The sequence below is a fragment of the Mycobacterium sp. OAS707 genome, from assembly GCF_014873705.1.
Lineage (GTDB): Bacteria > Actinomycetota > Actinomycetes > Mycobacteriales > Mycobacteriaceae > Mycobacterium.
On sequence record NZ_JADBDS010000003.1, the window covers coordinates 233,807 to 259,121 of the forward strand.

Consider the following 25,315-nt stretch of genomic DNA (forward strand, 5'->3'; position numbering starts at 1 on the left):
GTGTTGCCCTCCAATAGCGGCGGCGCTAACAACGCCTCACACCGCTAGTCACCCTTCTTGTGGCCGTTGCCATTTCCGTTGCCGCCGCGCTTCTTCGGTGGTGGCGGCTGCTCCACCTGAACCGGTGTGGTCGTCGGCGGTGGGGGCGGCACGAAAGAAGGTGTCGGTGCGGGAACCGACGTGCTGGTGCTGGCCGGCTCCGGGATCCCCGGGGTCGACGTCGAGTCGACGATGAACGCGACCGCGGCGATCAACACTGCAATCACGGCCGCCGCCGCGCCCAGGTACCACCGCGACGGCCTGCTGCGCCGCGGCGCCACCACCATCGTCGTCGGGTCGGGCAGCGGAGCGGCCAGCACGCGCGTCGCAGGCCGCACGGGCGGGCCTGCCGGGCCCGTCAGCGCCGCCCGCATCTCGTCGGCACTGCCGAACCGCCACGCCGGGTCCCGCGTCATCGCCCGTTCGATCATGGCTGCCAGCGCGGGGTCCACGTCGGGACGCAGCGCGGTCAGCGGCGCCGGCGCACCGTCGCAGATGGCACGGGCCAACTCGGCCAGGTTTTCCTGGGGGAAAGCCCGACGGCCCGTCAACGCCTCATAGCCGACGACACCGACGGCGTAGAGGTCGTCGGCGACGGAGGCAGGCCTGCCCGCGATCCGGTCGGGAGACAGATACGCCATCGTGCCGACGATCTGACCCGTCGCCGTGTGGGCGCTTGCCGCGCTCTTGGCGATACCGAAGTCGGCGAGCTTGGCGTGGCCCGACGGCGAGAACAGGATGTTGGCCGGCTTGATATCGCGGTGCAGGATGCCCGCGGCGTGCGCTGCCGCCAGCGCTGAGAGCACCTCGGCGAGGATCGAGCGCACCTGGGGTTGCGGTAGCGGTCCCCGGGCGATCACATCGGCCAGCGTCTGCTCGGACAGCCGTTCCATCACGATGTACGGCATGCCGGCGTGCTCGCCGCTGTCGTGGACGGACACGATGTGCGGATGGTTGAGCGCGGCGGCCGCACGGGCCTCCACCTCGAAGCGCATCCGGTTGTCCGGCTGCGAGGTGAACACCGGGTACAGCAGTTTGATCGCGACCGGACGGTCGAGCCGGATATCCCAGCCGTCGCGGACCTCCGCCATACCGCCGCGCCCAAGCACGCCGCGCAGTTCGTAGCGGCCGCCAAGCACTTCTGGCGCCTGCATAGGCTAAAACTAGCCGGTCTACACCGGCGTCAAACCACCCCTAGGCGCCGCTGCGCGGTGCGGGGACCGCGATCGGCGCAGGAGTGGCGAGCATCTCGACCGCGTCGGCAAGCCCCTCGGCGATGGTCTCGATGACATGCATACCGAAAGTAAACGGTGTGGTCAGCACCGTCAGGGGCGACGGCGGCGGTGGGTAAGCGTCCGTCACGTTCGTCGCCGACGCAGTCGGGGGCGCGGACAGCCCGATGACCACCGCGGCGAGCAATGACATCACCGCGCAGCCGACAGACCGCGTCACACGAAACACAAGTGAATCGTGCCCCATAAATCGCTCCAGGCATAGCGAAAAACGCCGAATGTTACCGGGCTGGCACGGTCGGCACCACAGAAGTGCCCGGCCAGCAGCCCAACGGGCTGATATGGGCCTCCCGCGCAGCGTCCAGGCACTTGCTCACCAGCACGTTGGGATCGTTGGAAACCGAAGCGGCCAGAACCTCGTTGGCCTTCGCCTCGGCGGCGGCGGTCTTCGCCCGCTGTTCGGCCACCCGGGTGTTGGCCTTCTCGACGTTCAGCGCGTTGATGCGCGACTGGGTGGCTTCGTCGTAATTGACCAGCGGCACAATCACATTGATGATCTCGATCTGCGCGCCGACCTTTGCCCGTAGCTTGTCGGCCACCTTGTCGCCAAGCGCCTGCACGTTGGCGCCGTCGGAGTTCTCAGGAGCCAGCGGATCGAAGTCGGCGAACACCTCGTTGAGGGCGGCCCTCAGCTCGCGGGTGACGAGGTTGTCACGGACGTTTTCGAAGTCGCGGTAGTCCAGGAACAGCTCATCGGCGGCCGCCGGCTGGATGCGCCAGCGCACGCTGTTGTCGACGAAGGCCGTCGAATTGTTGCCCAACCGGACCGTCGTCGCCGCTTCTCCAGTGTGGTTGTCGATCTGAATGGTGCCGTTCATCTCGGTCACCGACTGCCACGGCGCCTTGACGTGCAGGCCGTTGGTCAGCGTGCCGCTGGGCCTGCCGAACGTCGTCACAACGCCGATGTTGCGGGTCGAGACGATCGTCGTCGAGCCGAGGATCAGCACGAAGACCAGCAGGCCACCGGCGATCACCGCGGTCCGCGTCGCCCAGCTACGGCCCGCCTCGCTTTTCGACGTGGCCCGCATCAGCAGGGCGATCACGGTGACGATGACGAGCAATATCGCCATAAACACTTGCCAAGGCACTTGGGGCATTCCTTTTCGCAGAGGGAAACGTCCGCCGAATCGTATGATCAAAGGCGATGCTCTTCCAGCAAGTTCACAGGTCGTTTTGGCGGCGGCACCCGATATTCACCGGCGCGGGACTGGTGTTGGCGCTCTGGTGGCTGTACATCGGCGCCTATGACGCGCTGGCCGTGACGGCCGTCATCGGCTTGCTGATCTTCGTGGCGAGGCGGAGGCGGGCGCTGGCCATCCGCGATGCGGGGTTGCGGGCGCGCGCCGAATTCGAGCATCGGCTGAGCCTGGCCGGTGATCAGCGCGGCGTCTTCGGCCGCTACCCGCCCGTACAGCCAGGCTGGTTTCCGGATCCCCAAAACCGTTCGCAGCTAAGGTATTTCGACGGCGCACTGTGGACGCCGTACGCGCGGCCGCGCTAGACGACGGGGCAGTAATGCATGCCGTTGTCGCGGTGCCCTACCGGCGGCAGATTGCGGGCAGGCGTGTGCACCAGTGGCGCGTCGGCAGGAAGGCGGCCCGTCGCACGATCCCACCCCGCGCGCGCCCTCGGGTGGTAACGGCGACGCTTCGGCAGCAGCTTGAAGGACAAGTTCACCAGCCTGCCGAACAGCCAGTGCAATCGCTCATCGCGTGCCGACCACGTATAGCCCATCAATTCGCGGACCGCGGGATCGTAGAGACCGACAGTCACCCAAACAGCAAAGGGCCCAAGGACTTTCAGCTGCAGCTTCCACAGCCAATCCGGGATCCACTGCAGTGACGGGTGTTTGGGCATGGTCGACAGGTCGAGTACCTCGCGTGCTGCGAAGTTGTTTTCCAATACGTTGCGGCACATGTGATCCCAGTAGGCCTGGAAGTCTTCCCATGTCTTGGGCACCGGCCGCATACTCATTCCGTACATCGAGTACCAGGTGATGTGCTCGTCGAACAACTGCCGCTTCTGCTCCTCGGTCAAACCGTCACCGAAGCGTTCGGCCGTCAGAATCGTGCCCATGAAGAACGTCGAGTGCGCCCAATAGAACACGTCAGGATTCAGCGCGCTGTACCTGCGACCCTGGGCGTCGACGCCCTTGATGCCGACGTGATAGTCGCGTACCTCGGCGCCGGTCTGCGGCGCCCGGTCACCGTCGAAGACCACACCCCCGATCGGGTACAGCGACCGCAGCAGTCGTGGCATGCGCTCTGAGAAGAAGATCGAATGCTGCTCGACGGCGGCGCCCAATTGCGGATGCATGTTCTGCATCGAACCCGCCCACGGCCCCTGCAGCAGACCGCGCCAGTCGCCGAACAACTGCCAGGTCAACGAGTCCGGCCCGAGCGGAGCAGGCACGGCGGAATACCCGCCCGCGGAAACGGGACAGCCTGGCGCCGCAGAGGAGGATCCGGTGGTCTCCGGGCACACCTCAGACGTATCTTGAGTCACTGGTGATCTTCCGATCGGAGTCAGTGGCATTTCTGACTACGGGCGTTGTCACCAACAGAGCTTAGGGAGTGAAGTGCCGTCCAGTCAACGACGCGGCCGATGGTCAGGCGTTCCGCTGCAGGACCGCCAGGTCTTGCGCCGCGACGAACTGATCAGCGCCGGGGTCGACTTGTTGGGCGGCCCCGCAGGTCCGGCCTTGACGGTGCGGGCGGTCTGCCGTGCCGCGGGCTTGACCGAGCGGTACTTCTACGAGAGCTTCGCCGACCGCGACGACTTCGTCCGCGCCGTTTACGACGACGTGTGCACGAGGGCGATGTCCACGCTGATGACCGCCGAAACCCCGCGCGACGCCGTCGAGCGCTTCGTCGCACTGATGGTCGACGACCCGTCGCGCGGCCGGGTGCTGCTGCTGGCGCCAGGCGTCGAACCCGTGCTCACCCGCTCGGGCGCCGAATGGATGCCCACCTTCATCGACCTGCTGCAGCGAAAGCTGACCCGCATCACCGATCCGGCCGTCCAGGCCATGGTGGCCACCGGCCTGATCGGTGCCTTGACGGCGTTGTTCACCGCCTACTTGGACGGCCGCCTGGCCGCGACGCGGGAGCAGTTCATCGACTATTGCGTCGACATGCTCCTCAGCCGAGTTTCGAGCTACTGACCGCTACTGGTCGGGAGTGCTGACCTCGGCCAGCTGGGCTTCCTCTTCGGCGGCAGCCTGGTCAGCTGCGGCCTTGGCCTCGCGGCCCTCCGGGCTGGCCAGCGAGGCGCCGGGGTTGGTCGCCGTCGCGTATCCGCCGTTGCAGTTCAGGTAGAACTGCACCTGGCTGTCGTAATGTGCGCCGTCATTGGCAGAGATGAACGGTGCTGTCTGCGAACGGGTTACCAGGCAATCGTCCTGTGAGAGCTTGTCGCCGACGCGGCCTGCGACGACCACCGTCTGGCCGGCATCACTGGCCGCCGAGGAAGCGTCCGCGTAGGTCTGCCCCGCATAATCGTCCGCCGCAGCCACACCCGTGCCGAACAGCGCCATCGAGGCTGATGCGGCGACGGCCGCGGCGGCCGAGAGAACGATAGACTTCTTCACTGAGCTCGACCTCCGAAATATCGTAGAAATTCCTGGGAAAAACTGTTATTTCCGGAGTCTATTGCGTGGCCCGCGTCACCGCTACCGCGCGCGTCAGCGTCAGCCCGCTTCTTGCGCTATCAGCGCCTGACGACCTTCTGGGCTGGCCGCGGATGGCCCGGCCGATCCAGCCGAAGCGACCGCGGCATTGCAGTTCAGTGCCACCCAGACCTCGTCGGGACCGGGCGCCTGCCTCGGCTGATCGACGCTCGGTTTGGCCCATGCGTTGGTGACGATGCACTTGTCGATATCGGCCGATCCGCCGGTGCGTGTCGCGATGACGACCGCCGCCCCCTGGCCCTGGATGGTGTTCTTGGCGTCCTTGTACGTCTGGCCGACGACATCCGGGACCGCGGCGGTGGCTGCTCCCGCGCCGATCGAGATGGTTGCTGCAACCCCGATGGCAGCGCCGAACAGAACAGTGAGAGTCTTCATGAGAGCCCGACCTCCGAGTCGTCAAAGTGGCTGCGGTAGGAAATCACGGGCTCCCCAATATGCCCGCGCAGATAATAGCGCGACGCACGTTGCCCTGTGAGGCGGATGTGACACTCCGAGGACGACGATGCAACAACTTGATGTCACCGGAGTACACAGATATATTGAGTGCAACCATCAGGTACAGATAAACCGGGAGGGGCCATGGCGCAAGGTCTGACAGATCTGCAGCTACTGCACGAGCTCGAGCCCGTCGTCGAGCAGAACATCAATCGGCACCTGTCGATGCGCAAGGACTGGAACCCGCACGACTACATCCCGTGGTCGGACGGCAAGAACTATTACGCACTCGGCGGCAAGGACTGGGACCCCGAGGAATCGAAGCTGTCCGAGGTGGCCCGGGTCGCAATGCTGACCAACCTCTTGACAGAGGACAATCTGCCCGCATATCACCGCGAGATCGCGATGAACTTCTCGATGGACGGACCGTGGGGCTTCTGGGTCAACCGCTGGACGGCCGAGGAGAACCGACACGGCATCGCGCTTCGTGACTACCTCGTCGTCACCCGCGCCGTCGATCCGGTCGAGCTCGAGATGCTGCGCATGGAGCAGGTCACCCGCGGCTTCTCCCCCGGCCAGAACCAGCAGCTCGAGGGCGACGCCGACCTGTTCGCAGAAAGCCTGTTCGACTCCGTCATCTACGTGACGTTCCAGGAGCTGGCTACGCGTGTCAGCCACCGCAACACCGGCAAGGCGTGCAACGAAAGCGTCGCCGACCAACTGCTGCAACGGGTTTCGGCCGACGAGAACCTGCACATGATCTTCTACCGCGACGTTTCCGCGGCCGGGTTCGATATCGCACCCAACCAGGCGATGCACTCGCTGCACAAGGTGCTGAGCAACTTCAAGATGCCCGGCTACACGATTCCGGACTTCCGGCGTAAGGCCGTCGTCATCGCGTCGGGTGGTGTCTACGATCCGCGCATTCACCTCGACGACGTGGTCATGCCGGTGCTCAAGAAGTGGCGCATCTTCGAGCGCGAGGACTTCACGGGCGAGGCCGCGCGTCAGCGCGACGAGCTGGCCAAGCTTGTCGAGGAGCTCGAGGAGGCCTGCGTCAAGTTCGAGATCGCCAAGCAGCGCCGTCTCGAGCGGCTGGCCCAGATGGCGGACAAGAAGGCGGCAAAGGAGCTCGCCGCATCAGCGTCGTAACCGACGATCGGCCCGCATTACGGATAGGGCCGATCGAGCTGCGGAGCCCTGTCGTACTGGCCCCGATGGCCGGTGTGACAAATGTCGCATTCCGCACGCTGTGCCGAGAGCTGGAGCTGGCCCGGGCCGGCACGGTCAGCGGCCTCTACGTGTGCGAGATGGTGACCGCCCGCGCGCTCGTCGAGCGCCATCCGGTCACCATGCACATGACGACGTTCGCGCCCGACGAGTCGCCCCGCTCGCTGCAGCTCTACAGCGTCGACCCGGACAACACCTTTGCTGCGGCGAAAATGATCGCTGACGAGGGCCTGGCCGACCATATCGACATGAATTTCGGCTGTCCGGTGCCCAAGGTCACCCGGCGCGGCGGCGGTGCCGCGCTGCCCTTCAAGCGGCGGCTGTTCGGCCGGATCGTCGCCGCGGCCGTGCGCGCTACCGAGGGCACCGGCATCCCGGTGACCGTGAAGTTCCGGATCGGCATCGACGACGCGCACCACACCCATCTGGACGCAGGCCGGATCGCGGCCGAAGAGGGCGCGGCCGCCGTGGCACTGCATGCCCGCACCGCGGCGCAGCGCTACTCCGGAACTGCGGACTGGGAGCAGATCGCCGCATTGAAACAGCACGTCACGACGGTTCCCGTGCTCGGCAACGGCGATATCTTCGACGCGGATGACGCGCTGGCGATGATGGCAGCCACCGGGTGTGACGGAGTCGTCATCGGCCGTGGCTGCCTTGGCAGGCCGTGGTTGTTCGCCGAACTTTCGGCGGCCTTCGCCGGAACGACGCCTGCCACGCCGCCCACCCTCGGGGAGGTCGCGGCCATCATGCGCAGACACGGCCAGTTGCTCGCCGACCATTTCGGCGAGGACAAGGGCATGCGCGACATGCGCAAGCACATCGCGTGGTACCTGCACGGATTTCCCGCCGGGGCCGACCTACGACGGGCATTGGCCCTGGTCAAGACGCTTTCGGAGCTGGACTCGCTGCTGGCTCAGCTCGACCCGCAGGTGCCGTTTCCACTTGCGGCGACGGGGCCGCGCGGACGGCAAGGTTCGGCTGCATCGGTGGCCCTGCCCGAGGGCTGGCTGGCCGATCCCGACGACTGCACGGTGCCCGCGGGAGCAGACGTCATGCACTCCGGAGGCTAAACCGAGACGTTCTCGGTACTTCGGTGGACTGGCCGTCTCTCAGGATGTCTCAGTACGATAAGGCTCTTGTCGTATCCGGCTCCAACGGCGGAGCCCGCAGAGTGTCGTTACCCGAGCTAGAGGCACACGAAGTACTGCATACGCCCACGCGCACCGACGCGCGCGACGGTCCAGAAAGTCGGAGGCCACCAGAACATGAGTGACGGCGACGGGGATTTCCCTGATGCCACTCCTGGGCTTCCCAGCGCTGGGCCCAACCGATGGCTTACCCGAAGTACGCCGCCATCGCCAGGCGCCGCGCCGTGGGAGCGCAGCGGGCATTCCGATGCCGAGGACGACGACAAGGGCGCCCCTGCCGGTAACCACACCGACGGCGTCACCGTCGCCGACCTGATTGCGAAGCTGAACGGTGCTTCGAGCGTCCCCGAGGAACTGAGGCGACCCCGGCCTGCGCCGGAACCCCGGCCTGCGCCCGAACCGCCCGCTCCGGCGACCGAGATCATTCCGCCCGCTCCGGCGACCGAGATCATTCCGCCCGTCATCGAGCTGGACGATCCGGACACGGAGATCATCCCCGTGGTCGCCGGGTACGCCTCTGAGGTGCCGGATCTGGCGGCGCTGCGCAGCGACGACCGGGTGCAGCCGTCGCGTATCGGGTCCGGACGCGGCGCGCCCAAGGCCGAGAAGAAGCGGCCGCGTTTCACCAAGACGATGGTGGCCGGTCGGGTGGCCGCCGCGTTGATCGCGGTGAGCGCGCTGGCACTGACCGGCGGTGCCTGGCAATGGCAGTCGTCGAAGAACAACATGCTCAACAAGGTCTCGGCGCTGGATCCGAACTCGCGAGACATTCTGGACCCGAATGCACAGTTCGGTGACGAGAACTTCTTGATCGTCGGGGTGGACAGCCGATTCGGCGAGAACAGCGATATGGGTGCGGGAACCACCGACGACGCCGCAGGCGCACGGTCGGACACGATCATGCTGGTGAACATCCCGGCCAATCGCAAACGCGTTGTGGCCGTGTCGTTCCCGCGTGATCTCGCGATCACCCCCACCAAGTGCGAGCACTGGGATCCCGATACGCATCAATATGGTCCGGTCACCGACCAAGAGTCCGACGCCTACGGACAAGACCAGGTCTACACCGAGACGAAGATCAACTCCGCGTACGCGGTCGGCGGGCCCAAGTGTCTGGTCAAGGTGATCCAGAAGCTGTCCGGTCTTTCGGTAAACCGGTTCATGGCAGTCGATTTCGCCGGCTTCTCGAAGATGGTCGACGCTCTTGGCGGTGTCGAGGTGTGCAGCACCACCCCGCTGGAGGACTACGAACTCGGCACCGTGCTGGCCAATGCGGGCAGGCAGATGGTCGACGGGCACACCGCATTGCAGTACGTGCGCGCCCGCCAGGTCACCACCGAGACCAACGGCGACTACGGCCGCATCAAGCGCCAACAGCTGTTCCTGTCCTCGCTGCTGCGCTCGATGATCTCCAAGGAAGTGTTCTTCTCGCTGTCCAAGCTCAACAACGTGGTCAACATGTTCATCAACGACAGCTTCGTCGACAACATCGACACCAAGGACCTCGTCGACCTCGGCCAGTCCGTCCAGGGGGTCAGCGCCGGCCGCATCACATTCGTGACGGTGCCGACGGTCGGCTACGCCGACGAGTACGGCAACGAAACCCCCCGCACCGACGACATGCGGGCGCTGTTCGACGCGATCATCAACGACGACCCGCTGCCCGAGGAGAAGAATCCGGACAACACCCCGGTGCCCGGCACGCCCGAGTCGAAGACCAGCACCCCCGCGGCATCTCCTTCGCCTGCGCCGGAGAACGCCGAGTTGGTCAGCGCGGTCACCACCAACCCGCAGGACATCACCGTGCGCGTGTCGAACTCGACCGGTGAGGACGGCCTGGCGTCCACCGCCGCGAGCGAACTGCAGTCGCACGGCTTCAACGTGACCAGCCCCGACGACTATCCCGGACCGCTGAACTCGACGACGGTGTTCTTCTCGCCAGGCAACGAGCAGGCCGCGGCCACCGTTGCGTCGTCCTTCACCAATCCCACCATCGAACGGGTCAGCGGCTTGGGCGATGTGGTGCGGGTGGCGCTCGGAAGCGACTTCCTGTCGGTGACTCCGCCGTCGCCGAGCGGATCCCCCGTGCAGGTTCACGTTGTACGTGGGACCAGTACGACACCGACGCATCTGCCCGAGGATCTGACGGTCACCAACGCCGCCGACACCTCGTGCGAATAACGCTGTAGCACCGCCACCTTCGGGCCCCATTTAGGCAGGTGGCATTCACCTTTCGTTCACCGCTTGCGTCGTGACGTACCGACGACAAACACCGTAGGCTTGGCGCATGCGAACCGCGTACCACGAGCAATTGGATGCCCTGACAGCCCAGCTCGGCGAGATGTGCGGGCTGGCGGGCGCTGCCATGGAACGCGCCACGCAGGCCCTACTGCAAGCCGATCTCGTGCTGGCCGAGCAGGTCATCACCGACCACGAGCAGATCGCGGCGATGAGCACGCGCGCCGAAGAAAGCGCGTTCGTGCTCCTGGCGCTGCAGGCGCCGGTGGCAGGCGATCTGCGATCGATCGTCAGCTCGATTCAGATCGTCGCCGACGTTGACCGGATGGGCGCGCTGGCGCTGCACGTCGCCAAGATCGCAAGGCGCCGCCATCCCCAGCACGCGCTGCCCGAAGAGGTCAACGGTTATTTCGCTGAAATGGGCCGCGTTGCAGTCGAATTGGGCAACAGCGCGCAGGAGGTGCTGATCACCCGGGATCCGGAGAAGGCAGCGCGAATCCGCGAAGAAGACGACGCGATGGACGACCTACACCGTCACCTGTTCACGGTGCTGATGGACCGGGAATGGAAGCACGGGGTCGCCGCGGCCGTCGACGTGACGCTGCTCGGCCGCTTCTACGAGCGGTTCGCCGACCACGCCGTGGAGGTGGCCCGCCGCGTCATCTTCCAGGTCACCGGCAATCACCCCGACGAGGAACAGATCCCCACTCCGCGCTGAGGCGTTACGGCCGCAGCACGATCTTTCCCCTGGTGTGCCGCTCCTCCAGCGTGCGGTACGCCGCTTGTACCTGGTCAAGCGGGTACACCGCGGCAATGGGCAGCTCCAGCTCACCCGCTGCGATCAGCTCCGCCAACTCCGCGAGCACCCGAGCATCGGCACCCTCGGCATTGCCGTCGCCCTTCACGCCGAACCGCTCGATGGCTGCGAAGTCGATGATGGTGTCCACCCGCTGCGGATCGATGCCTAGTTCGGTCACCGCCAATTCGACGTAGCCACCGCCGAAGAAGTCCAGGAACGCGTCGATTCCATTGGGCGCCGCCGCGCGGAGCCGGTCGGCCAGCGAGTCGCCATAGTTGACGGGGACCACGCCGTGTGCGGTGAGCCATTCGTCGTTCGACGGGCCGGCGATGCCCAAAACCGTTGCGCCAGCGCGCTTTGCGAGCTGAACGGCGATGGTGCCGACTCCCCCGGCCGCACCCGCGACGGCGACCGTGTCACCCGGCTTCAACGCAACGGCACGGACCGCGGCGTAAGCGGTGGCGCCCACGCCGGGCAGGCCGCCTGCGACCTCCCACGGCACCGGATCGGGTTTGGCCGTGAGCTGGTCAGCGGGTACTGCGACGAATTCGGCCTGACTGGAGCGCTTCTCGGTGAAGCCCAGCACCCCGTCGCCGACTGCGAAGCCGTCGACGCCGGCACCGATCTCGGCGACCACACCCGCCAGATCACTGCCCTGTCCGGACGGGAACGTCGCCGGCCACCGGTCGTGAAATGCACCGCGGCGAATCATCGCCTCACCAGGGTTGATTCCGGCTGCCTTGACCGCAACCAGCACCTCGCCCTCACCAGGCACAGGCTTGTCGACCTCACGCACCGCGAGGACGTCGATGTCGCCGTACTGATCGAACTGCACTGCTTTGGCCATGGCCACTACGAACGCCGCAGCGTGTCGATTATTCCCTACCCGAAGCGGCCGGAGATGTAGTCCTCCGTGGCCTTTTCGTTCGGGTTGGAGAAGATCTTCTCGGTGTCGTCGATCTCGATGAGCCGGCCCGGCTTACCCGTCGCCTCCAGATTGAAGAACGCGGTCTGGTCGCTGACGCGGGCGGCCTGTTGCATGTTGTGCGTGACGATGACGATCGTGAAGTCCTGCTTGAGCTCCGCGATCAGGTCCTCGATCGCCAGCGTCGAGATCGGGTCGAGCGCTGAGCACGGCTCGTCCATCAGCAGCACATCCGGCTGCACCGCGATCGCGCGGGCGATGCACAGCCGCTGCTGCTGGCCACCCGAAAGGCCGCCGCCGGGCTTCTCCAACCGGTCCTTGACCTCGTTCCACAGGTTGGCACCCTTGAGGGAACGCTCGGCGACCTCGTCGAGCGCCTTCTTGCTGCGCACGCCCTGCAACTTCAGCCCGGCCACCACGTTGTCGCGAATTGACATGGTGGGGAACGGGTTTGGCCGCTGGAACACCATGCCGATGGTCTTGCGGACACCGACAGGGTCGACTCCCGCACCGTAGATGTCCTCACCGTCGAGCAGCACCGAACCTTCGACGCGGGCGCCGGGAATCACCTCGTGCATGCGATTGAGCGTCCGCAGCACCGTCGACTTGCCGCAACCCGACGGCCCGATGAACGCCGTAACACTGCGGGGCTGAACGGACAGCGCGACATCGGCCACGGCGTGGAACGAGCCGTAGTAGATGTTGACGTCCTTGAGGTCCAACCGCTTGGCCACTTGAAGCTCCTAAACCTTCTTGGGGGCGAAGATCTTCGCGATGAACCGCGCCCCGATATTGAGTATGGCGATCAACAGGATCAATGTCAGGGCCGCGCCCCAGAGTCGGTCGGTCGGCACCGGGTTGGCGCCCGCGCCCGCCGAAATCTGGTCGTACATCATGCCCGGCAGCGATCCCATGAATCCGTTGAACATGTCGAAGTTCATCGCCTGCGCGTAGCCGACCAGGATCAGCAACGGCGCGGTCTCCCCCATCACGCGGGCCAGCGCCAGCATGATGCCGGTGACGATGCCCGACAACGCCGTCGGAATGACGATGCGCACGATCGTCTTCCACTTCGGCACGCCCAGCGCATAACTGGCTTCGCGCAGGTCCATCGGAACGATGCGCAACATCTCTTCGGTGGCGCGCACGATGACCGGAATCATCAACAGCACCAACGCAAGTGACACCGCAAAGCCGGAGCGTTGGAAGCCGAGTGTGGCCACCCACAACGCGTAGATGAACAGCGCCGCCACAATCGAGGGCACACCCGTGAGGATGTCGACCATGAACGTGGTGATCTTGCCAAGTCGCGTACCACCGCCGTACTCAACAAGATAGACGGCGACGAAGATGCCGATCGGAATCGAGATGATCGCACACACCAAGCCCTGCAACACGGTGCCGATGATTGCGTGGTAAACCCCGCCACCGGCCTGGAATGCCGTCATGCCCGCCTGGGAGTTGGTGAACCAGACGGGTGAGGCGAGCGCCTTGATGCCCTTGGTGATGGTCGAGTACAACACCCACAGCAGCGGCACCAACGCGATCACCAGCGACGCCGTAACCAACACTGTCGCAATGTTGTTGGTGACCTTGCGGCGAAGGCTCACGCCCTGGAAGGTCGTGACTTTGACCGGGCGGTCCAGAGTCGAGGTCATTTCGCGCCCCTTCCGGCGACCGCGGCGCGAGCAAGCGAGTTCACCACGAACGTCAGGATGAACAACACCAGGCCGGCGGCGATGTACGCGCCTGCTTTGTACTGGTCGTTGAATTCGCTTGCGGTGGCGGCGATCTTGCTCGCAAATGTGTAGCCACCGTCGAACAGCGTCCAACTGAACGCCTTCTGCGTACCGCGCAGGATGATCAACAACGCGATCGTCTCACCCAGCGCACGGCCGAGGCCGAGCATCGCACCGCTGATGTAACCGGACAGGCCGAACGGCAACACCGTGGTGCGCACGACCTCCCATCGGGTGGCGCCGAGCGCGAGCGCCGCCTCGATCTGACCGCGGGGCGTCTGGATGAACACCTCTCGTGTCACCGCGGTGATGATCGGCAGGATCATGACGGCGAGCACGATGCCGGCCGTGAAGATGGTTCCGCCTCCCGCCACCGATGCGTTGCCGGTCTTGAACAGAAACAGCCAGTCGAGATTCTTGTTGAGCCACAAGGCAAACGGCTTGAGCACCGGGGCCAGCACGTAGAGCCCCCACACGCCGTACACGATCGACGGCACCGCCGCGAGAAGGTCGACCATGTAGCCCAGCGGGCCCGCCAGCCGCCGTGGCGAGTAGTGGGTGAGAAATATCGCGATGCCCAATGCGACGGGCATGGCGAGGATCAACGCGAAAAGCGATACGAAGACGGTCACCTGGAGCAGATCGAGGATGCCGAAGTGCATCGCCGACGTGTCGGTGGTGATCCAGTTTCCGCCGTAGAGGAAGAAGTTCTCTTTGTTGCGGGCGAGCGCCGGGACCGCCCGCCACAACAGGAAAGCCCCGATCGCGGCGATGATGACGACGATCAGGACTCCTGAGCCCTCCGCAAGCCCGCGGAAGACCCTGTCTCCCAACCGGACCTTCGTGCCTTTGGCAGGGTCGGTGGAGATGGGCGGCGGTGCGGGAAAGGGTGAAGCGATCACTTCACCCGAGCCCGCGTCCGCTGGGTTCGGCAGCCCGTTTGCTTCGGTCACATCGAGCCTATCGGTCATTGGTCCCGGCACCCATCCTCACCGCAATCGTGCTGTCGCGCAGGGCAACTATGCAATTGCGTCGACGGACTTGAGCAGGCGCTGCTTGAAGGAGTCCGGCAGCGGGACGTAACCGGCGGCAGACAGGTTGGCCTGGCCCTGGTTCGCCGAAACCGTCAGGAACGACTTCACCGCGGCAGCGGTGTCGGCGTCGTAGCCCTTGCTGCACACGATCTCGTAGGTGGCCAGCATCAGCGGGTACGAGCCGGGCTCCTTGCTGGCATACAGCGCGTTCAGGTCCAACGTCAGGTCGTTGCCGTCGCCCTTGACCTTGGCGGCGGCAACGGCCTTCCCGGTGGAGTCGTCGGTCAGGGCGACCGCGCCCGCACCGCTGTCGATCTCCGCATTCTTCAGGCCGGCAGCCGCGGCCGGACTCTTCTCCACGTAGCCGATCGACCCGGGCGTCGCCTGGATGGCCTGCACCACGCCGGACGACTTCTGCGCACCCTCGCCCGCGCCACCCTGGAACTCCTTGCCTGCGCCCTTGGTCCACGACTGCGGGGCGGCGGCGGCCAGGTACTTCTGGAAGTTGTCGGTGGTGCCCGACGAGTCCGAGCGGTAGACGGGCTTGATGTCGGCGTCCGGCAGGCTCGTGCCGCTGTTCAGGGCGGCGATGGCCGGGTCGTTCCACTTGGTGATCTGTCCCTGGAAGATCTTCGCCAGCACGTCCGCGTTCACGACGAGCTTGTCGACACCGTCGATGTTGAAGGCCAGCGCAACCGGGCCGAAGACCAGCGGCAGGTTCCATGCGGGGTTGCCGCCGCAACGGTCGGCGGCCTTCTTGACCTGGTCGTCCTTCAGCGCGGAGTCGGAGCCCGCGAAGTCGACCTGCTTGGCGATGAACTGGTCAACGCCGGCGCCCGAACCTGTCGGGTTGTAGGCGAGGGTCTTGCCGGAGCAGACCTGGCCCCACACCTTGTTCAGCTCGGCGATCGCGTTCTGCTGCGCCGTCGAACCCTCGCCGGTGAGCGAGTTCTTCCCGCCGCAATCAGCCTTGGCGGACGCGGTGCCGGTGCCCGTGCCCGACGCGCTCGTGCCAGGAGCCGAGGCGTTGTTGTCGCTACCGCAGGCGGTCAGCGTCAGCGCGGCGATCGCCGTCGCTGAGAGGGTAGTGCCGAGCGCCTTGCCAATGCTGTTGAGCTTCACTGATCCCACTTTCGGTTGACGGCTTTGAACTCCACGGCAACGTATGCGGCCGTAGTGGACGAATCTCAGATGGAAAGTGAACGGAAGGTGAACAGGTCAGCTAATTCACAGGTGGCGCCGCGTAGGCCGCGTCGACGCTGAATACGTCGAAACCCAGCCGTTGATACGTCTTGACGGCCGCGGAGTTATCTGCCTCGACGTAAAGCATCACCGTCGGTTGTTCACTTTCGGAAAGCCGCACGGCTAGATGGTGCAATCCGACCAATGTGAGTGTGGCGCCCAGTCCGCGTCCCTGCGCGGCCGGATCGACCCCGACGACGTAGACCTCGCCGAGATCGGCGTTGTGCACTTTGGTCCAGTGAAAGCCCACCAGCTTGTCGGTCTGCTCATCGAATGCCATGAACAATCCCGCGGGGTCGAACCAGGGCTCGCCGCGACGCTCGGCGATGTCGGCAGCCGTCCAGCCGCCCTGTTCCGGGTGCCATGCGAACGCGGCGTTGTTCACGCGCAGCAGTTCGGAGTCGTCGGCGGCCCCGGAATAAGTGGTGATACGGACTCCCTCGGCTGCGGTGACCGGGGGTAGGTCGGTCAGCGGCCGACGCATCTGGAGCAGCTCGCGCACTGTGACGAGGCCGAGCGCGTTGGCTGTCGCACGCGCGGCCTCGAGGTTGCCGTGCGCCCAGATTCGCGCGTCGTCGCCGCCTTCGGACAACCCGGCACGCGCCATCGCCGAACCGATGCCCCGGCGTCTGGCGTCGGGACGCACCACCAACTCAGCCATCGCGGGGTCTGCGGTGAGGTTGAGGTAGCCGAGGATGTCGTCGCCCTCGACGGCCAGCAGGTGTCGGGTGCGATCGTGGGCGAGTTCGCGAAGCACCTGGTCGCCGACGGGTGCGACGCCGTCTTCTTGTCGGGCCGCCGCGATCAGCTCACGGATCCGGCGCTGCTCATCATCGGACAGGCCCGCACGCCAGCCGATTGAGCTCACGGACTGCGCAGCGGGTCAGCCAGCGCGTCGGGCACGCTGTCCGGCGTCTCGTAGCTCGCGTCGTCGACGTCGTCGGACACTTCCGACCCCGGCGCAGGCGGCCTGCCGCGCGCGGGCCGCACCGCCTTGTAGCCGACGTTGCGCACAGTGCCGATCAGCGATTCGTATTCCGTGCCGAGCTTGGCGCGCAACCGTCGCACGTGCACGTCGACGGTGCGGGTGCCACCGAAGAAGTCATAACCCCACACCTCTTGCAGCAGTTGAGCGCGGGTGAACACTCGACCGGCGTGCTGAGCGAGATACTTCAGCAGCTCGAATTCCTTGTAGGTGAGGTCCAGCGGGCGTCCGCGCAGCCGGGCGGTGTAGGTGCCTTCGTCGATGATCAGCTCGCCGAGGCTGATCTTGCCGACGTTCTCCTGGTTCGCCACGCCCCCGCGGCGTCCGACCAGCAGCCGCAGCCGGGCGTCGATCTCGGCAGGCCCAGTGCCTGGCAACAAAATCTCGTCGAGACCCCATTCGACGTTGACGGCGACCAGGCCGCCCTCGGTCACGACGGCAACGACGGGCACCGAGGTTCCCGTCGTACCCAACAACCGACACAGGCCGCGAGCGGCGGCCAGATCCGTGCGCGCATCGACGATCGCCACATCCGCGGTGCCTGCCTCGAGAAGGGAGGACACCTCCGTCGGTGCTGTCCGCACGTTGTGGGCCAACAGGGCCAACGAGGGCAGCACAGTTTCGGGATGCGGATCGACGGTCAGTAGCAATAGATCCAACTGGCCCTCCAACAGCCATAGGGACCTCGCCCGGACAACGATGTCGGTGGTGACTTCCCAGATTCACGCCTGACATACGGCCGTTACCCGGCCGATGGTCACATAACGATAGCGCGGCACCAGGCGGTTAGCCGCGTCGAGCAGGGCAACCCGTCGCGGTGGGCCAGAATGTCCGGGTGCGAAAGCTGCTGATCGGTGCCATCGCGACCGTAACCGTGGTCGTGGTGGGTGCCGTGGGTGCTGACTTCGGGGCGGCGATCTACGCCGAATACCGGCTGGCCAGAAGCGTGCGCGCGGCCGCAAACCTGAACTTCGACCCGTGGGTGAGCATCCTGGGCTTTCCGTTCATCACGCAGGCGACCAGCGACCACTTCAATGAGATCGAGATCAAGGCGAGTGGCGTTGATCACCCTGTCGTCGGCAAGGTCGGCCTGGAGGCAACCCTGCATTCGGTCGACGCGGCCGACGCTTCCTGGCTCATCGGGCCCGATGCGAAGCTGCCGGTCGGCAAGCTGGAAAGCCGCATCATCATCGATTCGACGCATCTCGGGCGGTTCATGGGCGTCCCCGATCTGTTGGTCGAGGCCCCGTCGCGGGAGACCAACGACGCGACGGGCGGCACCACCGAGTCCGGCATTTCCAGCAACCGGGGGCTCGTGTTCACCGGAACTCCGAAGAAGGCGGGCTACGACAAGAAGGTCAGCATCTCCGTCGACCTCTCGATCGCCGGGCCCGACGAGACAACGCTGATCTTCACCGCGACCGGCGTGCTGACCGGCGCAGGCACCGCCGACCAGGAGATTCCCGAGGACAAACTGCCTGCTGTGCTCGCCGCGTTCAGCAATTCCCTGCCTGGTCAGAAGCTGCCGTTCGGGGTGCGGCCAACCAGCGAGGGGGCCCGCGGTTCGGACGTCATCATCGAGGGCATCACCAAGGGAGTAACCATCCCGCTCGATCGGTTCAATTTGTCATGAGCTCATCAGTGGTACTGGCGGTCACGGTGCTGATCGCCGCCTTGGGCGTGGCCTTTGTAATAGGCCGGCTGGTGACGCTGCGTGCCGGGATGCTGAAGGCCGCCTCCGACGCCAGCAATGTCGACACCTCCGACCTCGGGCTTTCCGAAAGCGGGCCGACCATCCTGCACTTCAGCGCGGATTGGTGCGGACCCTGCGGGGCGGTCCGGCGGGTGGTCGATCAGGTGTGCGATGAGCTGCCCGGCGTCGCGCACGTCGAGATCGACATGGACGCCAATCCCGAAGCCGCTCGACGGCTTTCGGTGATGTCGCTGCCTACGACGTTGATTTTCGATGCGGACGGCCGTCCCCGCTATCGCACCACCGGTGTGCCCAAGGCCGCTGACCTGCGCTCCGCCGTCGAACCGCTGTTGGCTTGATCACCATGTCATTGGGTAAGCTGTCCGACGTGTCCGCCCGCCTCGAGCCCATGCTCACCAAGCGCCGCGCAGTCGATCTGTGCCGCGTTGCGGGTTGTTGCTGTTGTTGTTGTAGCTGCTGAGCGCAGCCGCGCGGTCTAGCGCGCTCGCTCGGAGCAGCCGTTTCGGCCTGCTCATTCCCGGCCCGTCAACGCAACAGGAGTCTGTTTCATGTCGACCAACACCACGACCACGCAGGTGGATGTGCGTGGCCCCCGCTTCGCCGCGTGGATCACCACCGCCGTGCTCGTGGCGACGCTGCTCGCGGCGGCCGTCAGCCCGCTCGCCGCGGCCGTGGTTCTGGGCGTCCAGGCCGTCGTTTTCGCCATCGGCGCGTGGCGCGGCCCGCGTCAGCATCCCTATGGACTGATCTTCGCGCACCTCGTACTTCCGCGGCTCGGACCCACCACCGAGAAGGAACCCGTGCCGCCGCTGAAATTCGCGCAGCTGGTCGGTTTCGTGTTCGCTGTCGTCGGCGTCGTCGGATTCGCTTGTGGCATACAGCTTCTCGGCCTGATCGCCACCGGCTTCGCACTCGTGGCGGCGTTCCTCAATGCGGCCTTCGGCATCTGCCTCGGTTGCCAGCTCTATCCGCTCATTTCCCGTTTGACTCAATCACCAAGCAACCGAAAGGAATTCGTTCATGGCTCGTAGTGAGGTCCTGGTCAGTACCGACTGGGCCGAGAGCAATCTCACCGCGCCGAACACCGTCTTCGTCGAGGTCGACGAAGACACCAGCGCCTACGACGGCGGCCACATCGAGGGCGCCATCAAGCTCGACTGGAAAGAAGATCTCCAGGACCACGTCAAGCGCGACTTCGTCGACGCACAGCAGTTCTCCAAACTGCTGTCTGAACGCGGTATCTCCAACGACGACACCGTGATCCTCTACGGCGGCAACAACAACTGGTTCGCGGCGTACGCGTACTGGTACTTCAAGCTTTACGGCCACGACAAGGTCAAGCTGCTCGACGGCGGCCGCAAGAAGTGGGAGCTCGACGGGCGCCCGCTGTCGGCGGAGCCGGTGAACCGGCCGCAGACCAGCTACACCGCCAAGGAGCCCAACAACGCGATCCGCGCGTTCCGCGACGAGGTCATCGCCGCGATCGGCGAGAAGAACTTGGTCGACGTGCGCTCCCCCGACGAGTTCTCCGGGAAGATCCTCGCTCCCGCGCACCTGCCGCAGGAGCAGAGCCAGCGGCCAGGGCATATCCCCGGCGCGATCAACGTTCCGTGGAGCAAGGCGGCCAACGAGGACGGCACCTTCAAGTCGGACGAGGATCTGGCCAAGTTGTACGCCGAGGCGGGCCTCGACGGCGAAAAGGAAACCATCGCCTACTGCCGCATCGGTGAGCGCTCGTCGCACACCTGGTTCGTGCTGCAGGAACTGTTGGGACACAAGAACGTCAAGAACTACGACGGCAGTTGGACGGAATACGGCTCTCTCGTTGGGGCCCCGATCGAGTTGGGAAGTTGATATGTGCTCTGCACCGAAGCAAGGCCTGACGTTGCCAGCAAGCGTCGACCTCGAGAAGGAGACGGTGATCACCGGTCGCGTCGTCGACGGGTCGGGTCAGGCGGTCGGCGGCGCGTTCGTGCGCCTGCTGGACGCCTCTGACGAGTTCACCGCAGAGGTCGTCGCGTCGGCCACCGGTGACTTCCGGTTCTTCGCCGCGCCCGGCACGTGGACGCTGCGCGCGCTGTCGCCCGCGGGCAACGGCGACGCCAGCGTGGCACCGTCGGGAGCTGGCATCCACGAGGTCGACGTCAAGGTCGCTTGAGCGGACGCTGAGGCCGGGTTGCCGGCCGCAGCGCAGCTTTCGCTGCGAAAACGCTCCGAAATTAGCTAGGCCGGTCCACCATGGGGTTAGTTCCTGCGCCGCTGCGCAGGGACAACCACAATGAACAGGGCCGATCATGAAATTCGCAATTGGGGGATTCGCGACGACGGTGTTCGCCCTCCTCGCCATAGCAACTCCACCGCTGGCTGCGGCCAGCCCCGACACCGAGTTCCTCGACGCATTGGCCAGCAACGGTCTCACGATCCCGCCGCAGGCGCGGGTCGGAGTGATCAGTGCCGGGCACTCGGTATGCCGTGATTTCGCGGCCGGGGACACCTTCAAAGAGACCGTCGCGGACATCGCAGGCCGCGGTCTCGGCGGAAACAAGGGTCTCGCCGCGACGTTCGTCACCACCGCGGCTACCTCGTTTTGCCCGGAGTTCGTAAAGGAACTCGGGTAGTTTCGGCCAACCACGGCCGGCGAGAACCATTGGGGCCTCGGCGGCTAGACTCGCTGCCGTGGTGCTGTTCTTCGAGATCATGCTCGTCGCGGCCGTCGTGGTGATCACGTGGTTCGCGCTGTACGCGCTCTACCGTCTGATCACCGCCGAGTCGTGACGTCCGGCGACGACGCCGTCGCGGCGGCAGCCGAACGCGCCAAGACAACGGCGGCCCGCAACATCCCGGTGTTCGACGATCTACCGCTGCCAGCCGACACCGCCAATTTGCGTGAGGGCGCCAACCTCAACGACGCGTTGCTCGCCCTGCTGCCGTTGGTAGGCGTGTGGCGCGGCGAGGGTGAGGGCCGCACGGCCGGGCGTGATTACCGGTTCGGTCAGCAGATCGTCGTCTCGCACGACGGCGGCGACTACCTGAACTGGGAGGCCCGTTCCTGGCGGCTGACCGAGAGCGGCGACTACGAGGCGCCCGGTCTGCGGGAAACCGGCTTCTGGCGGTTCGTCAACGACCCGACCGACCCGTCCGAGTCGCAGGCCATCGAGCTGCTGCTCGCCCATTCCGCCGGTTACATCGAACTGTTCTATGGCAGCCCGCGCACCCAATCCTCCTGGGAGCTGGTCACCGACGCGTTGGCCCGCAGCAAGTCCGGAATGCTGGTCGGCGGGGCCAAGCGGCTCTACGGCATCGTCGAGGGTGGCGACCTGGCATATGTGGAAGAACGGGTGGACGCCGACGGCGGCCTGGTCCCGCACCTGTCGGCCCGGCTGTCACGATTCGTCGGCTGATGCGGGTGCGACCGATCGCCGTCGGGCTCGCCGCGGCCGGCCTGCTCGCCGCATGTTCGTCGAACACGCCGCCGCCCCAACAACAACCGTCGACGTCGGTCACGCCGGCAGGCCACGGAAGTCTCGCGCATTGTCTGAGCGAGCATGGTGTGCCCGCGGCGCCGGGTCCGGCCGCCGGTCCCCCGCCTGGCGTCGACGAGAGCACCTGGCGCAGCGCCATGCAGGCGTGCTCGTCGCTGGCGCCGGGTCCGGCGAGCTAAGCCAGCACGGGCGCCCTGCCCGCGTCGGTCAGCCACTGCTGCTTAAGCCGGTCCAGCGTGCCGTCCTTGCGGAGGCTGTCGACGGCCCACGATACGCAGCGAGTCAGTGCGCTGCCCTTGTCCAGCACGACGCCGAACTGCTCGATATCACCTGAGGCGCTTGGCAATTGGCCCACCATCAACCCGTTGCGCAGCTCGTTGGCGACGGAGAACGCTGTTGGCAGGTCGGCCACCAGTGCATCGATTTCGCCGTTGCTCAGCGCAATTTTGGCGTCGCCGTTGGTGTTGTACACCTCGACAGGAAAGTCACCGTTCACCGATGTCGCCGCGGTGTAACTGGTGGTACCGACCTGCACACCCAGTCGCAGCGCCTTGAGCTGCTGCACGGTCTTGACGGCCGCCGCCGGTGACGTCTTGATCGTGACGACCGCCTGCGTCACGTCGAAATACGGCGAGGAGAAATCCACTGCGGCCTTGCGCTGTTCGGTGATCGAGAACTCAGATAGGTTGGCGTCGAACGTCTTTGGCCCAAAAGCCAGCGCCGTGTTGAATGGCATCCGTACCCACCGCACCTCGTCGTCCGTGTACTTCATCTTGGCCGCGATGGCATAGGCGAGCGCAGCCTCGAATCCCTCACCGCTGGCGGGGTTGTCGCCCATGTACCACGGCGGGTACACCGGTTGGTCGGTGCCGAAGGTGAAGATGCCGGGATACAGCGTTCCGAGATTGTCCTTCGTGCACTTGTCTGCCGTGCCGGTGGCGGTCCGCTCGGAGATCGGCGCGCATGCGGTGGCTACTGCGACGGCCGCGACGGCCAGCCTCCACACGTTGCCCATGGGGCGCATCATCGCGCACCCAGCTAACTCACGCCAGCTTCACAGGGATGCTGGGCAGTCAAGCGGGTATTCGCCTCGGCGTGACGTCGTTGCCGTCGTGGGTGCTGCTGTGCGTTTTCCTCCTCTGCGCGATCGTGATCTGGGCGGCCGGCGTCAAATTGTCCGATGCCACCGACGTGCTGTCCCAACGGTGGCACCTCGGGTCGGCATTGGGCGGAATCCTCCTGTTGGCGATTGCCACCAACCTGCCCGAGATCGCGATCACGACCAGCGCGGCGCTGGCGCATCAACTCGACGTCGCGGTCGGCAACATCCTCGGCGGCATCGCGATCCAGACGGTAGTGCTGGTGGCACTCGACGCCGCCGGCGTGCGGCCCCGTAAGCCGTTGACTTACCTGGCGGCATCGCTGACCCTCGTCCTCGAGGGCGCGTTGGTGGTGGCGTTGTTGGTTGTGGTGGTGATGTCGACGCAACTGCCACCGGAGCTGATCGTCTGGCGGGTCACACCGGGTGCCGCGTTGATAGCCGTCATCTGGGCGGTGGGTCTGCTCTTGGTGCGCCGCGGTGACCGGGAGTTGCCGTGGCATGAGGGCGGTCACGCACCGGGCAGCCAGCAGAAGCCGCCCGGCCATTCCGCAAAGACCAACGCCGACAAGGCAACTCAGGGAGGTGTCAGCACGGCCCGGACCGTGACGGTGTTCGCGGTCGCGGCGGTCGCCACCTTGGTCGCGGGCGTCTATATCGAACGCAGCGGCGAAGCGGTGTTCGGGCGCTGGGGGATGTCCGGCGTGGTCTTCGGTGCGACCGTGTTGGCGGCCGCCACCTCATTGCCGGAATTGTCCACCGGGCTCACGTCGACCCGCCTTGGCGATTACAAGCTGGCGGTCAGCGACATCTTTGGCGGCAATGCGTTCCTTCCGGTGCTCTTCCTGCTCGCAGAAGTGCTGTCGGGATCCGCCGTCTTACCGTTGGCACACCACACCGACATCTACCTCACCGCGCTGGCGGCGTTGCTCACGGTGGTCTACATGGTCGGATTGGTGTTTCGCCCGGAGCGCCAATGGTTGCGCATGGGGCTGGATTCGATCGTCGTGCTCGTGCTCTACATCGTCGGCATCGTCGGACTGGCCTTCATCAGCGGCTAGCCGACGGCAGACATGAAGCGGCCCCCGAGCCGTTGTACCTGGTTGGACAAAACCGAGAGGCTCGGGGGCCGGGTGACTGCGGGGAATTCGCCAGCGCGCGCGGAGGACTCCCCGTGCGCTGCTAGCTCGCAGCCACCTCACATGTCCGTAAGTCAATCAATTGGTCGGACCACCTCCTTCCTTGTGTACGGCCGACCGTACCCTCGCATCCGCACGGCGACAACCGATTTAGCGCACTTTCGGTGTCTCGAACCAACGCACTCGTTGGGCGGCGACGGGCTCGTGCTTGCCCTTGACCGTGACGTGCTCGAGCGGACCGGCCGGTTCGTCGAGAAATCGCGCGAGGCGTTCGGCCACGATGACCTCGCCACTGCTTGCGCAGGACTGCAGCCGGGCCGCGGTGTTCACGACGTCACCGATGGCCGTGAAGTCACTGACCGCAGTGCCCCCGCCGATGTTGCCGACGAACGCTTCGCCGTAATCGAGGCCGATACCGAGGTCCAGCGCCGCACCTTCGCGACTGCCATAGCCCAGCCCTTCGAGCAGCCTGCGGGCATGGTCGAGCATCACGTTGGCCACCGTTCGCCGGTCGTCATCCTCGGGTGACCATGAGCTCCCTGCGACAAAGATCGGCAGATAAAGCGCCATGACCTCGTCGCCGATCAGCTTGTCGATCAGCGCTTCCGGGAAGAGCACGTCTTCTGCGACGGAATACAACCGGCGCAGCAGCGCGCTCGCCTCCTGCGGGGTGATGGACTCCGAACGCGTGGTGAAGCCCCGCAGGTCGGCGAACATGACGCCGACCTCTGTGGTGATGCCACCCGGCGGCGCCAGCTCGACGCACGTCGCACACAGCGTCGGATTCTTCCGGGACGGGCGAAAACCCAGCGGCCGAACCAACCGGCTGCCGATTCCGGCGAACGGCGCGCCGCACATGCCGCACCGCGGGCTGGCCGGCAGTGAGCGTAGGACGCGATGTACCGCCCGCGTGCTGGTGATGGTGGAGAACTCGAAGTAGGCCTGCCAGTCGCCCGGTGTCAGCGGCTCTCCAGGCCGCCTTCCCGCGTGCCTGATCAAGCGGCGCAACGCCAGCCGCTGCCACCTCGTCAGCCGTTCGTCAGCCGACCCGTCCCCCACCCATCCAGGATGTCGTATGGGTGGG

At 65.7% G+C, this 25,315-nt stretch carries 31 protein-coding genes; 16 read left to right on the plus strand and 15 right to left on the minus strand.

Annotated elements, in window-relative coordinates; all coding sequences use genetic code 11:
* Positions 1-44 precede the first annotated feature (44 nt).
* The 3 genes from GGC64_RS19235 to GGC64_RS19245 form a co-directional block, all read right to left on the minus strand.
* Positions 45-1,193, minus strand: coding sequence for a serine/threonine-protein kinase (locus tag GGC64_RS19235; RefSeq protein WP_192724152.1), 1,149 nt, complete (start codon positions 1,191-1,193; stop codon positions 45-47).
* A gap of 40 nt (positions 1,194-1,233) precedes the next feature.
* Positions 1,234-1,491, minus strand: coding sequence for a hypothetical protein (locus GGC64_RS19240; protein ID WP_192724153.1), 258 nt, complete (start codon positions 1,489-1,491; stop codon positions 1,234-1,236).
* Between the two features lie 61 nt (positions 1,492-1,552).
* A complete protein-coding gene (locus GGC64_RS19245; protein WP_225952094.1) occupies positions 1,553-2,401 on the minus strand; it encodes an SPFH domain-containing protein in 849 nt (282 codons plus the stop codon).
* Positions 2,402-2,475: 74 nt separating this feature from the next.
* Here GGC64_RS19245 and GGC64_RS19250 point away from each other — a divergent pair, with 74 nt between their 5' ends.
* Positions 2,476-2,832: a DUF2510 domain-containing protein gene (locus GGC64_RS19250; RefSeq protein WP_192724155.1), complete on the plus strand. Its 357-nt coding sequence runs from the start codon at positions 2,476-2,478 to the stop codon at positions 2,830-2,832.
* On the opposite strand, the gene GGC64_RS19255 is transcribed toward GGC64_RS19250, so the two are convergent.
* Positions 2,829-3,836: an oxygenase MpaB family protein gene (locus GGC64_RS19255; protein ID WP_192724156.1), complete on the minus strand. Its 1,008-nt coding sequence runs from the start codon at positions 3,834-3,836 to the stop codon at positions 2,829-2,831. The genes GGC64_RS19250 and GGC64_RS19255 overlap by 4 nt on opposite strands.
* A 73-nt stretch (positions 3,837-3,909) precedes the next feature.
* Between GGC64_RS19255 and GGC64_RS19260 the strand changes: the two genes are divergently transcribed.
* Positions 3,910-4,494, plus strand: coding sequence for a TetR/AcrR family transcriptional regulator (locus GGC64_RS19260; RefSeq protein ID WP_192724157.1), 585 nt, complete (start codon positions 3,910-3,912; stop codon positions 4,492-4,494).
* Between the two features lie 3 nt (positions 4,495-4,497).
* Here the strand turns inward: GGC64_RS19260 and GGC64_RS19265 are convergent, their stop codons facing one another.
* Entirely contained in the window at positions 4,498-4,920 is a 423-nt protein-coding gene (locus GGC64_RS19265; RefSeq protein WP_192724158.1) for a hypothetical protein, read from the minus strand.
* Between the two features lie 99 nt (positions 4,921-5,019).
* Positions 5,020-5,394: a hypothetical protein gene (locus tag GGC64_RS19270; protein ID WP_192724159.1), complete on the minus strand. Its 375-nt coding sequence runs from the start codon at positions 5,392-5,394 to the stop codon at positions 5,020-5,022.
* A 204-nt stretch (positions 5,395-5,598) separates the two neighbouring features.
* Between GGC64_RS19270 and GGC64_RS19275 the strand changes: the two genes are divergently transcribed.
* The 4 genes from GGC64_RS19275 (at position 5,599) to phoU (ending at position 10,791) form a co-directional block, all read left to right on the plus strand.
* Complete coding sequence (locus GGC64_RS19275; protein ID WP_192724160.1) at positions 5,599-6,606, plus strand: acyl-ACP desaturase; 1,008 nt, start codon at positions 5,599-5,601, stop codon at positions 6,604-6,606.
* Positions 6,594-7,757: a tRNA dihydrouridine synthase DusB gene (dusB, locus tag GGC64_RS19280; protein ID WP_192725179.1), complete on the plus strand. Its 1,164-nt coding sequence runs from the start codon at positions 6,594-6,596 to the stop codon at positions 7,755-7,757. The genes GGC64_RS19275 and dusB overlap by 13 nt, the downstream gene beginning before the upstream one ends.
* A 195-nt stretch (positions 7,758-7,952) precedes the next feature.
* Positions 7,953-10,016 carry an LCP family protein gene (locus GGC64_RS19285; RefSeq protein ID WP_192724161.1) on the plus strand — a complete coding sequence of 688 codons (2,064 nt, stop codon included), beginning with the start codon at positions 7,953-7,955 and terminating at the stop codon, positions 10,014-10,016.
* Between the two features lie 106 nt (positions 10,017-10,122).
* Positions 10,123-10,791 carry a phosphate signaling complex protein PhoU gene (phoU, locus tag GGC64_RS19290; RefSeq protein WP_192724162.1) on the plus strand — a complete coding sequence of 223 codons (669 nt, stop codon included), beginning with the start codon at positions 10,123-10,125 and terminating at the stop codon, positions 10,789-10,791.
* Positions 10,792-10,795: 4 nt separating this feature from the next.
* Here phoU and GGC64_RS19295 read toward each other — a convergent pair whose 3' ends face one another.
* The 7 genes from GGC64_RS19295 to GGC64_RS19325 form a co-directional block, all read right to left on the minus strand.
* A complete protein-coding gene (locus GGC64_RS19295) occupies positions 10,796-11,719 on the minus strand; it encodes an NADP-dependent oxidoreductase (protein ID WP_192724163.1) in 924 nt (307 codons plus the stop codon).
* A 35-nt stretch (positions 11,720-11,754) separates the two neighbouring features.
* Positions 11,755-12,531 carry a phosphate ABC transporter ATP-binding protein PstB gene (gene pstB, locus GGC64_RS19300; protein ID WP_192724164.1) on the minus strand — a complete coding sequence of 259 codons (777 nt, stop codon included), beginning with the start codon at positions 12,529-12,531 and terminating at the stop codon, positions 11,755-11,757.
* 9 nt (positions 12,532-12,540) lie between these two features.
* Complete coding sequence (gene pstA, locus GGC64_RS19305) at positions 12,541-13,455, minus strand: phosphate ABC transporter permease PstA (RefSeq protein WP_192724165.1); 915 nt, start codon at positions 13,453-13,455, stop codon at positions 12,541-12,543.
* On the minus strand, positions 13,452-14,507 hold the full coding sequence (gene pstC, locus GGC64_RS19310; protein WP_192724166.1) for a phosphate ABC transporter permease subunit PstC: 1,056 nt from the start codon (positions 14,505-14,507) through the stop codon (positions 13,452-13,454). The genes pstA and pstC overlap by 4 nt, the downstream gene beginning before the upstream one ends.
* 48 nt (positions 14,508-14,555) lie before the next feature.
* Entirely contained in the window at positions 14,556-15,692 is a 1,137-nt protein-coding gene (gene pstS / locus GGC64_RS19315) for a phosphate ABC transporter substrate-binding protein PstS (RefSeq protein WP_192724167.1), read from the minus strand.
* A gap of 100 nt (positions 15,693-15,792) precedes the next feature.
* Positions 15,793-16,680 (minus strand): mycothiol synthase, encoded by an 888-nt coding sequence (gene mshD, locus GGC64_RS19320; protein WP_192724168.1) that lies wholly within the window; start codon positions 16,678-16,680, stop codon positions 15,793-15,795.
* The gene (locus GGC64_RS19325; RefSeq protein ID WP_192724169.1) at positions 16,677-17,456 is read right to left on the minus strand and encodes a response regulator transcription factor; all 780 of its coding nucleotides are present in this window, start codon (positions 17,454-17,456) and stop codon (positions 16,677-16,679) included. Before GGC64_RS19325 ends, mshD begins: the two co-directional genes overlap by 4 nt.
* Positions 17,457-17,614: 158 nt before the next feature.
* On the opposite strand from GGC64_RS19325, the gene lmeA reads away from it, so the two are divergent.
* From lmeA to GGC64_RS19365, 9 genes are all read left to right on the plus strand, one after another.
* Positions 17,615-18,430, plus strand: coding sequence for a mannan chain length control protein LmeA (lmeA, locus tag GGC64_RS19330; RefSeq protein ID WP_192724170.1), 816 nt, complete (start codon positions 17,615-17,617; stop codon positions 18,428-18,430).
* Positions 18,427-18,849: a thioredoxin family protein gene (locus GGC64_RS19335; RefSeq protein ID WP_192724171.1), complete on the plus strand. Its 423-nt coding sequence runs from the start codon at positions 18,427-18,429 to the stop codon at positions 18,847-18,849. Before lmeA ends, GGC64_RS19335 begins: the two co-directional genes overlap by 4 nt.
* Positions 18,850-18,854: 5 nt before the next feature.
* Positions 18,855-18,971, plus strand: a complete 117-nt coding sequence (locus GGC64_RS35330; RefSeq protein ID WP_369434784.1) for an Ms5788A family Cys-rich leader peptide — start codon at positions 18,855-18,857, stop codon at positions 18,969-18,971.
* A gap of 88 nt (positions 18,972-19,059) precedes the next feature.
* Positions 19,060-19,542, plus strand: a complete 483-nt coding sequence (locus tag GGC64_RS19340; protein WP_192724172.1) for a DUF4395 domain-containing protein — start codon at positions 19,060-19,062, stop codon at positions 19,540-19,542.
* Complete coding sequence (locus GGC64_RS19345; RefSeq protein WP_192724173.1) at positions 19,532-20,365, plus strand: sulfurtransferase; 834 nt, start codon at positions 19,532-19,534, stop codon at positions 20,363-20,365. The genes GGC64_RS19340 and GGC64_RS19345 overlap by 11 nt, the downstream gene beginning before the upstream one ends.
* Before the next feature lies 1 nt (position 20,366).
* Positions 20,367-20,669 carry a DUF1416 domain-containing protein gene (locus GGC64_RS19350; RefSeq protein WP_015309369.1) on the plus strand — a complete coding sequence of 101 codons (303 nt, stop codon included), beginning with the start codon at positions 20,367-20,369 and terminating at the stop codon, positions 20,667-20,669.
* Positions 20,670-20,805: 136 nt separating this feature from the next.
* A complete protein-coding gene (locus tag GGC64_RS19355) occupies positions 20,806-21,129 on the plus strand; it encodes a DUF732 domain-containing protein (protein ID WP_192724174.1) in 324 nt (107 codons plus the stop codon).
* 153 nt (positions 21,130-21,282) lie between these two features.
* A complete protein-coding gene (locus GGC64_RS19360; protein ID WP_192724175.1) occupies positions 21,283-21,912 on the plus strand; it encodes an FABP family protein in 630 nt (209 codons plus the stop codon).
* The gene (locus GGC64_RS19365; RefSeq protein WP_192724176.1) at positions 21,912-22,172 is read left to right on the plus strand and encodes a hypothetical protein; all 261 of its coding nucleotides are present in this window, start codon (positions 21,912-21,914) and stop codon (positions 22,170-22,172) included. Before GGC64_RS19360 ends, GGC64_RS19365 begins: the two co-directional genes overlap by 1 nt.
* Here the strand turns inward: GGC64_RS19365 and GGC64_RS19370 are convergent.
* Complete coding sequence (locus tag GGC64_RS19370; RefSeq protein ID WP_225952096.1) at positions 22,169-23,008, minus strand: ABC transporter substrate-binding protein; 840 nt, start codon at positions 23,006-23,008, stop codon at positions 22,169-22,171. The two genes, GGC64_RS19365 and GGC64_RS19370, sit on opposite strands and share 4 nt — an antisense overlap.
* 47 nt (positions 23,009-23,055) lie before the next feature.
* On the opposite strand from GGC64_RS19370, the gene GGC64_RS19375 reads away from it, so the two are divergent.
* Positions 23,056-24,153, plus strand: coding sequence for a sodium:calcium antiporter (locus GGC64_RS19375; RefSeq protein WP_225952097.1), 1,098 nt, complete (start codon positions 23,056-23,058; stop codon positions 24,151-24,153).
* A 228-nt stretch (positions 24,154-24,381) separates the two neighbouring features.
* Here the strand turns inward: GGC64_RS19375 and GGC64_RS19380 are convergent, their stop codons facing one another.
* On the minus strand, positions 24,382-25,290 hold the full coding sequence (locus tag GGC64_RS19380; protein ID WP_192724178.1) for an adenylate/guanylate cyclase domain-containing protein: 909 nt from the start codon (positions 25,288-25,290) through the stop codon (positions 24,382-24,384).
* Positions 25,291-25,315: the final 25 nt, after the last annotated feature.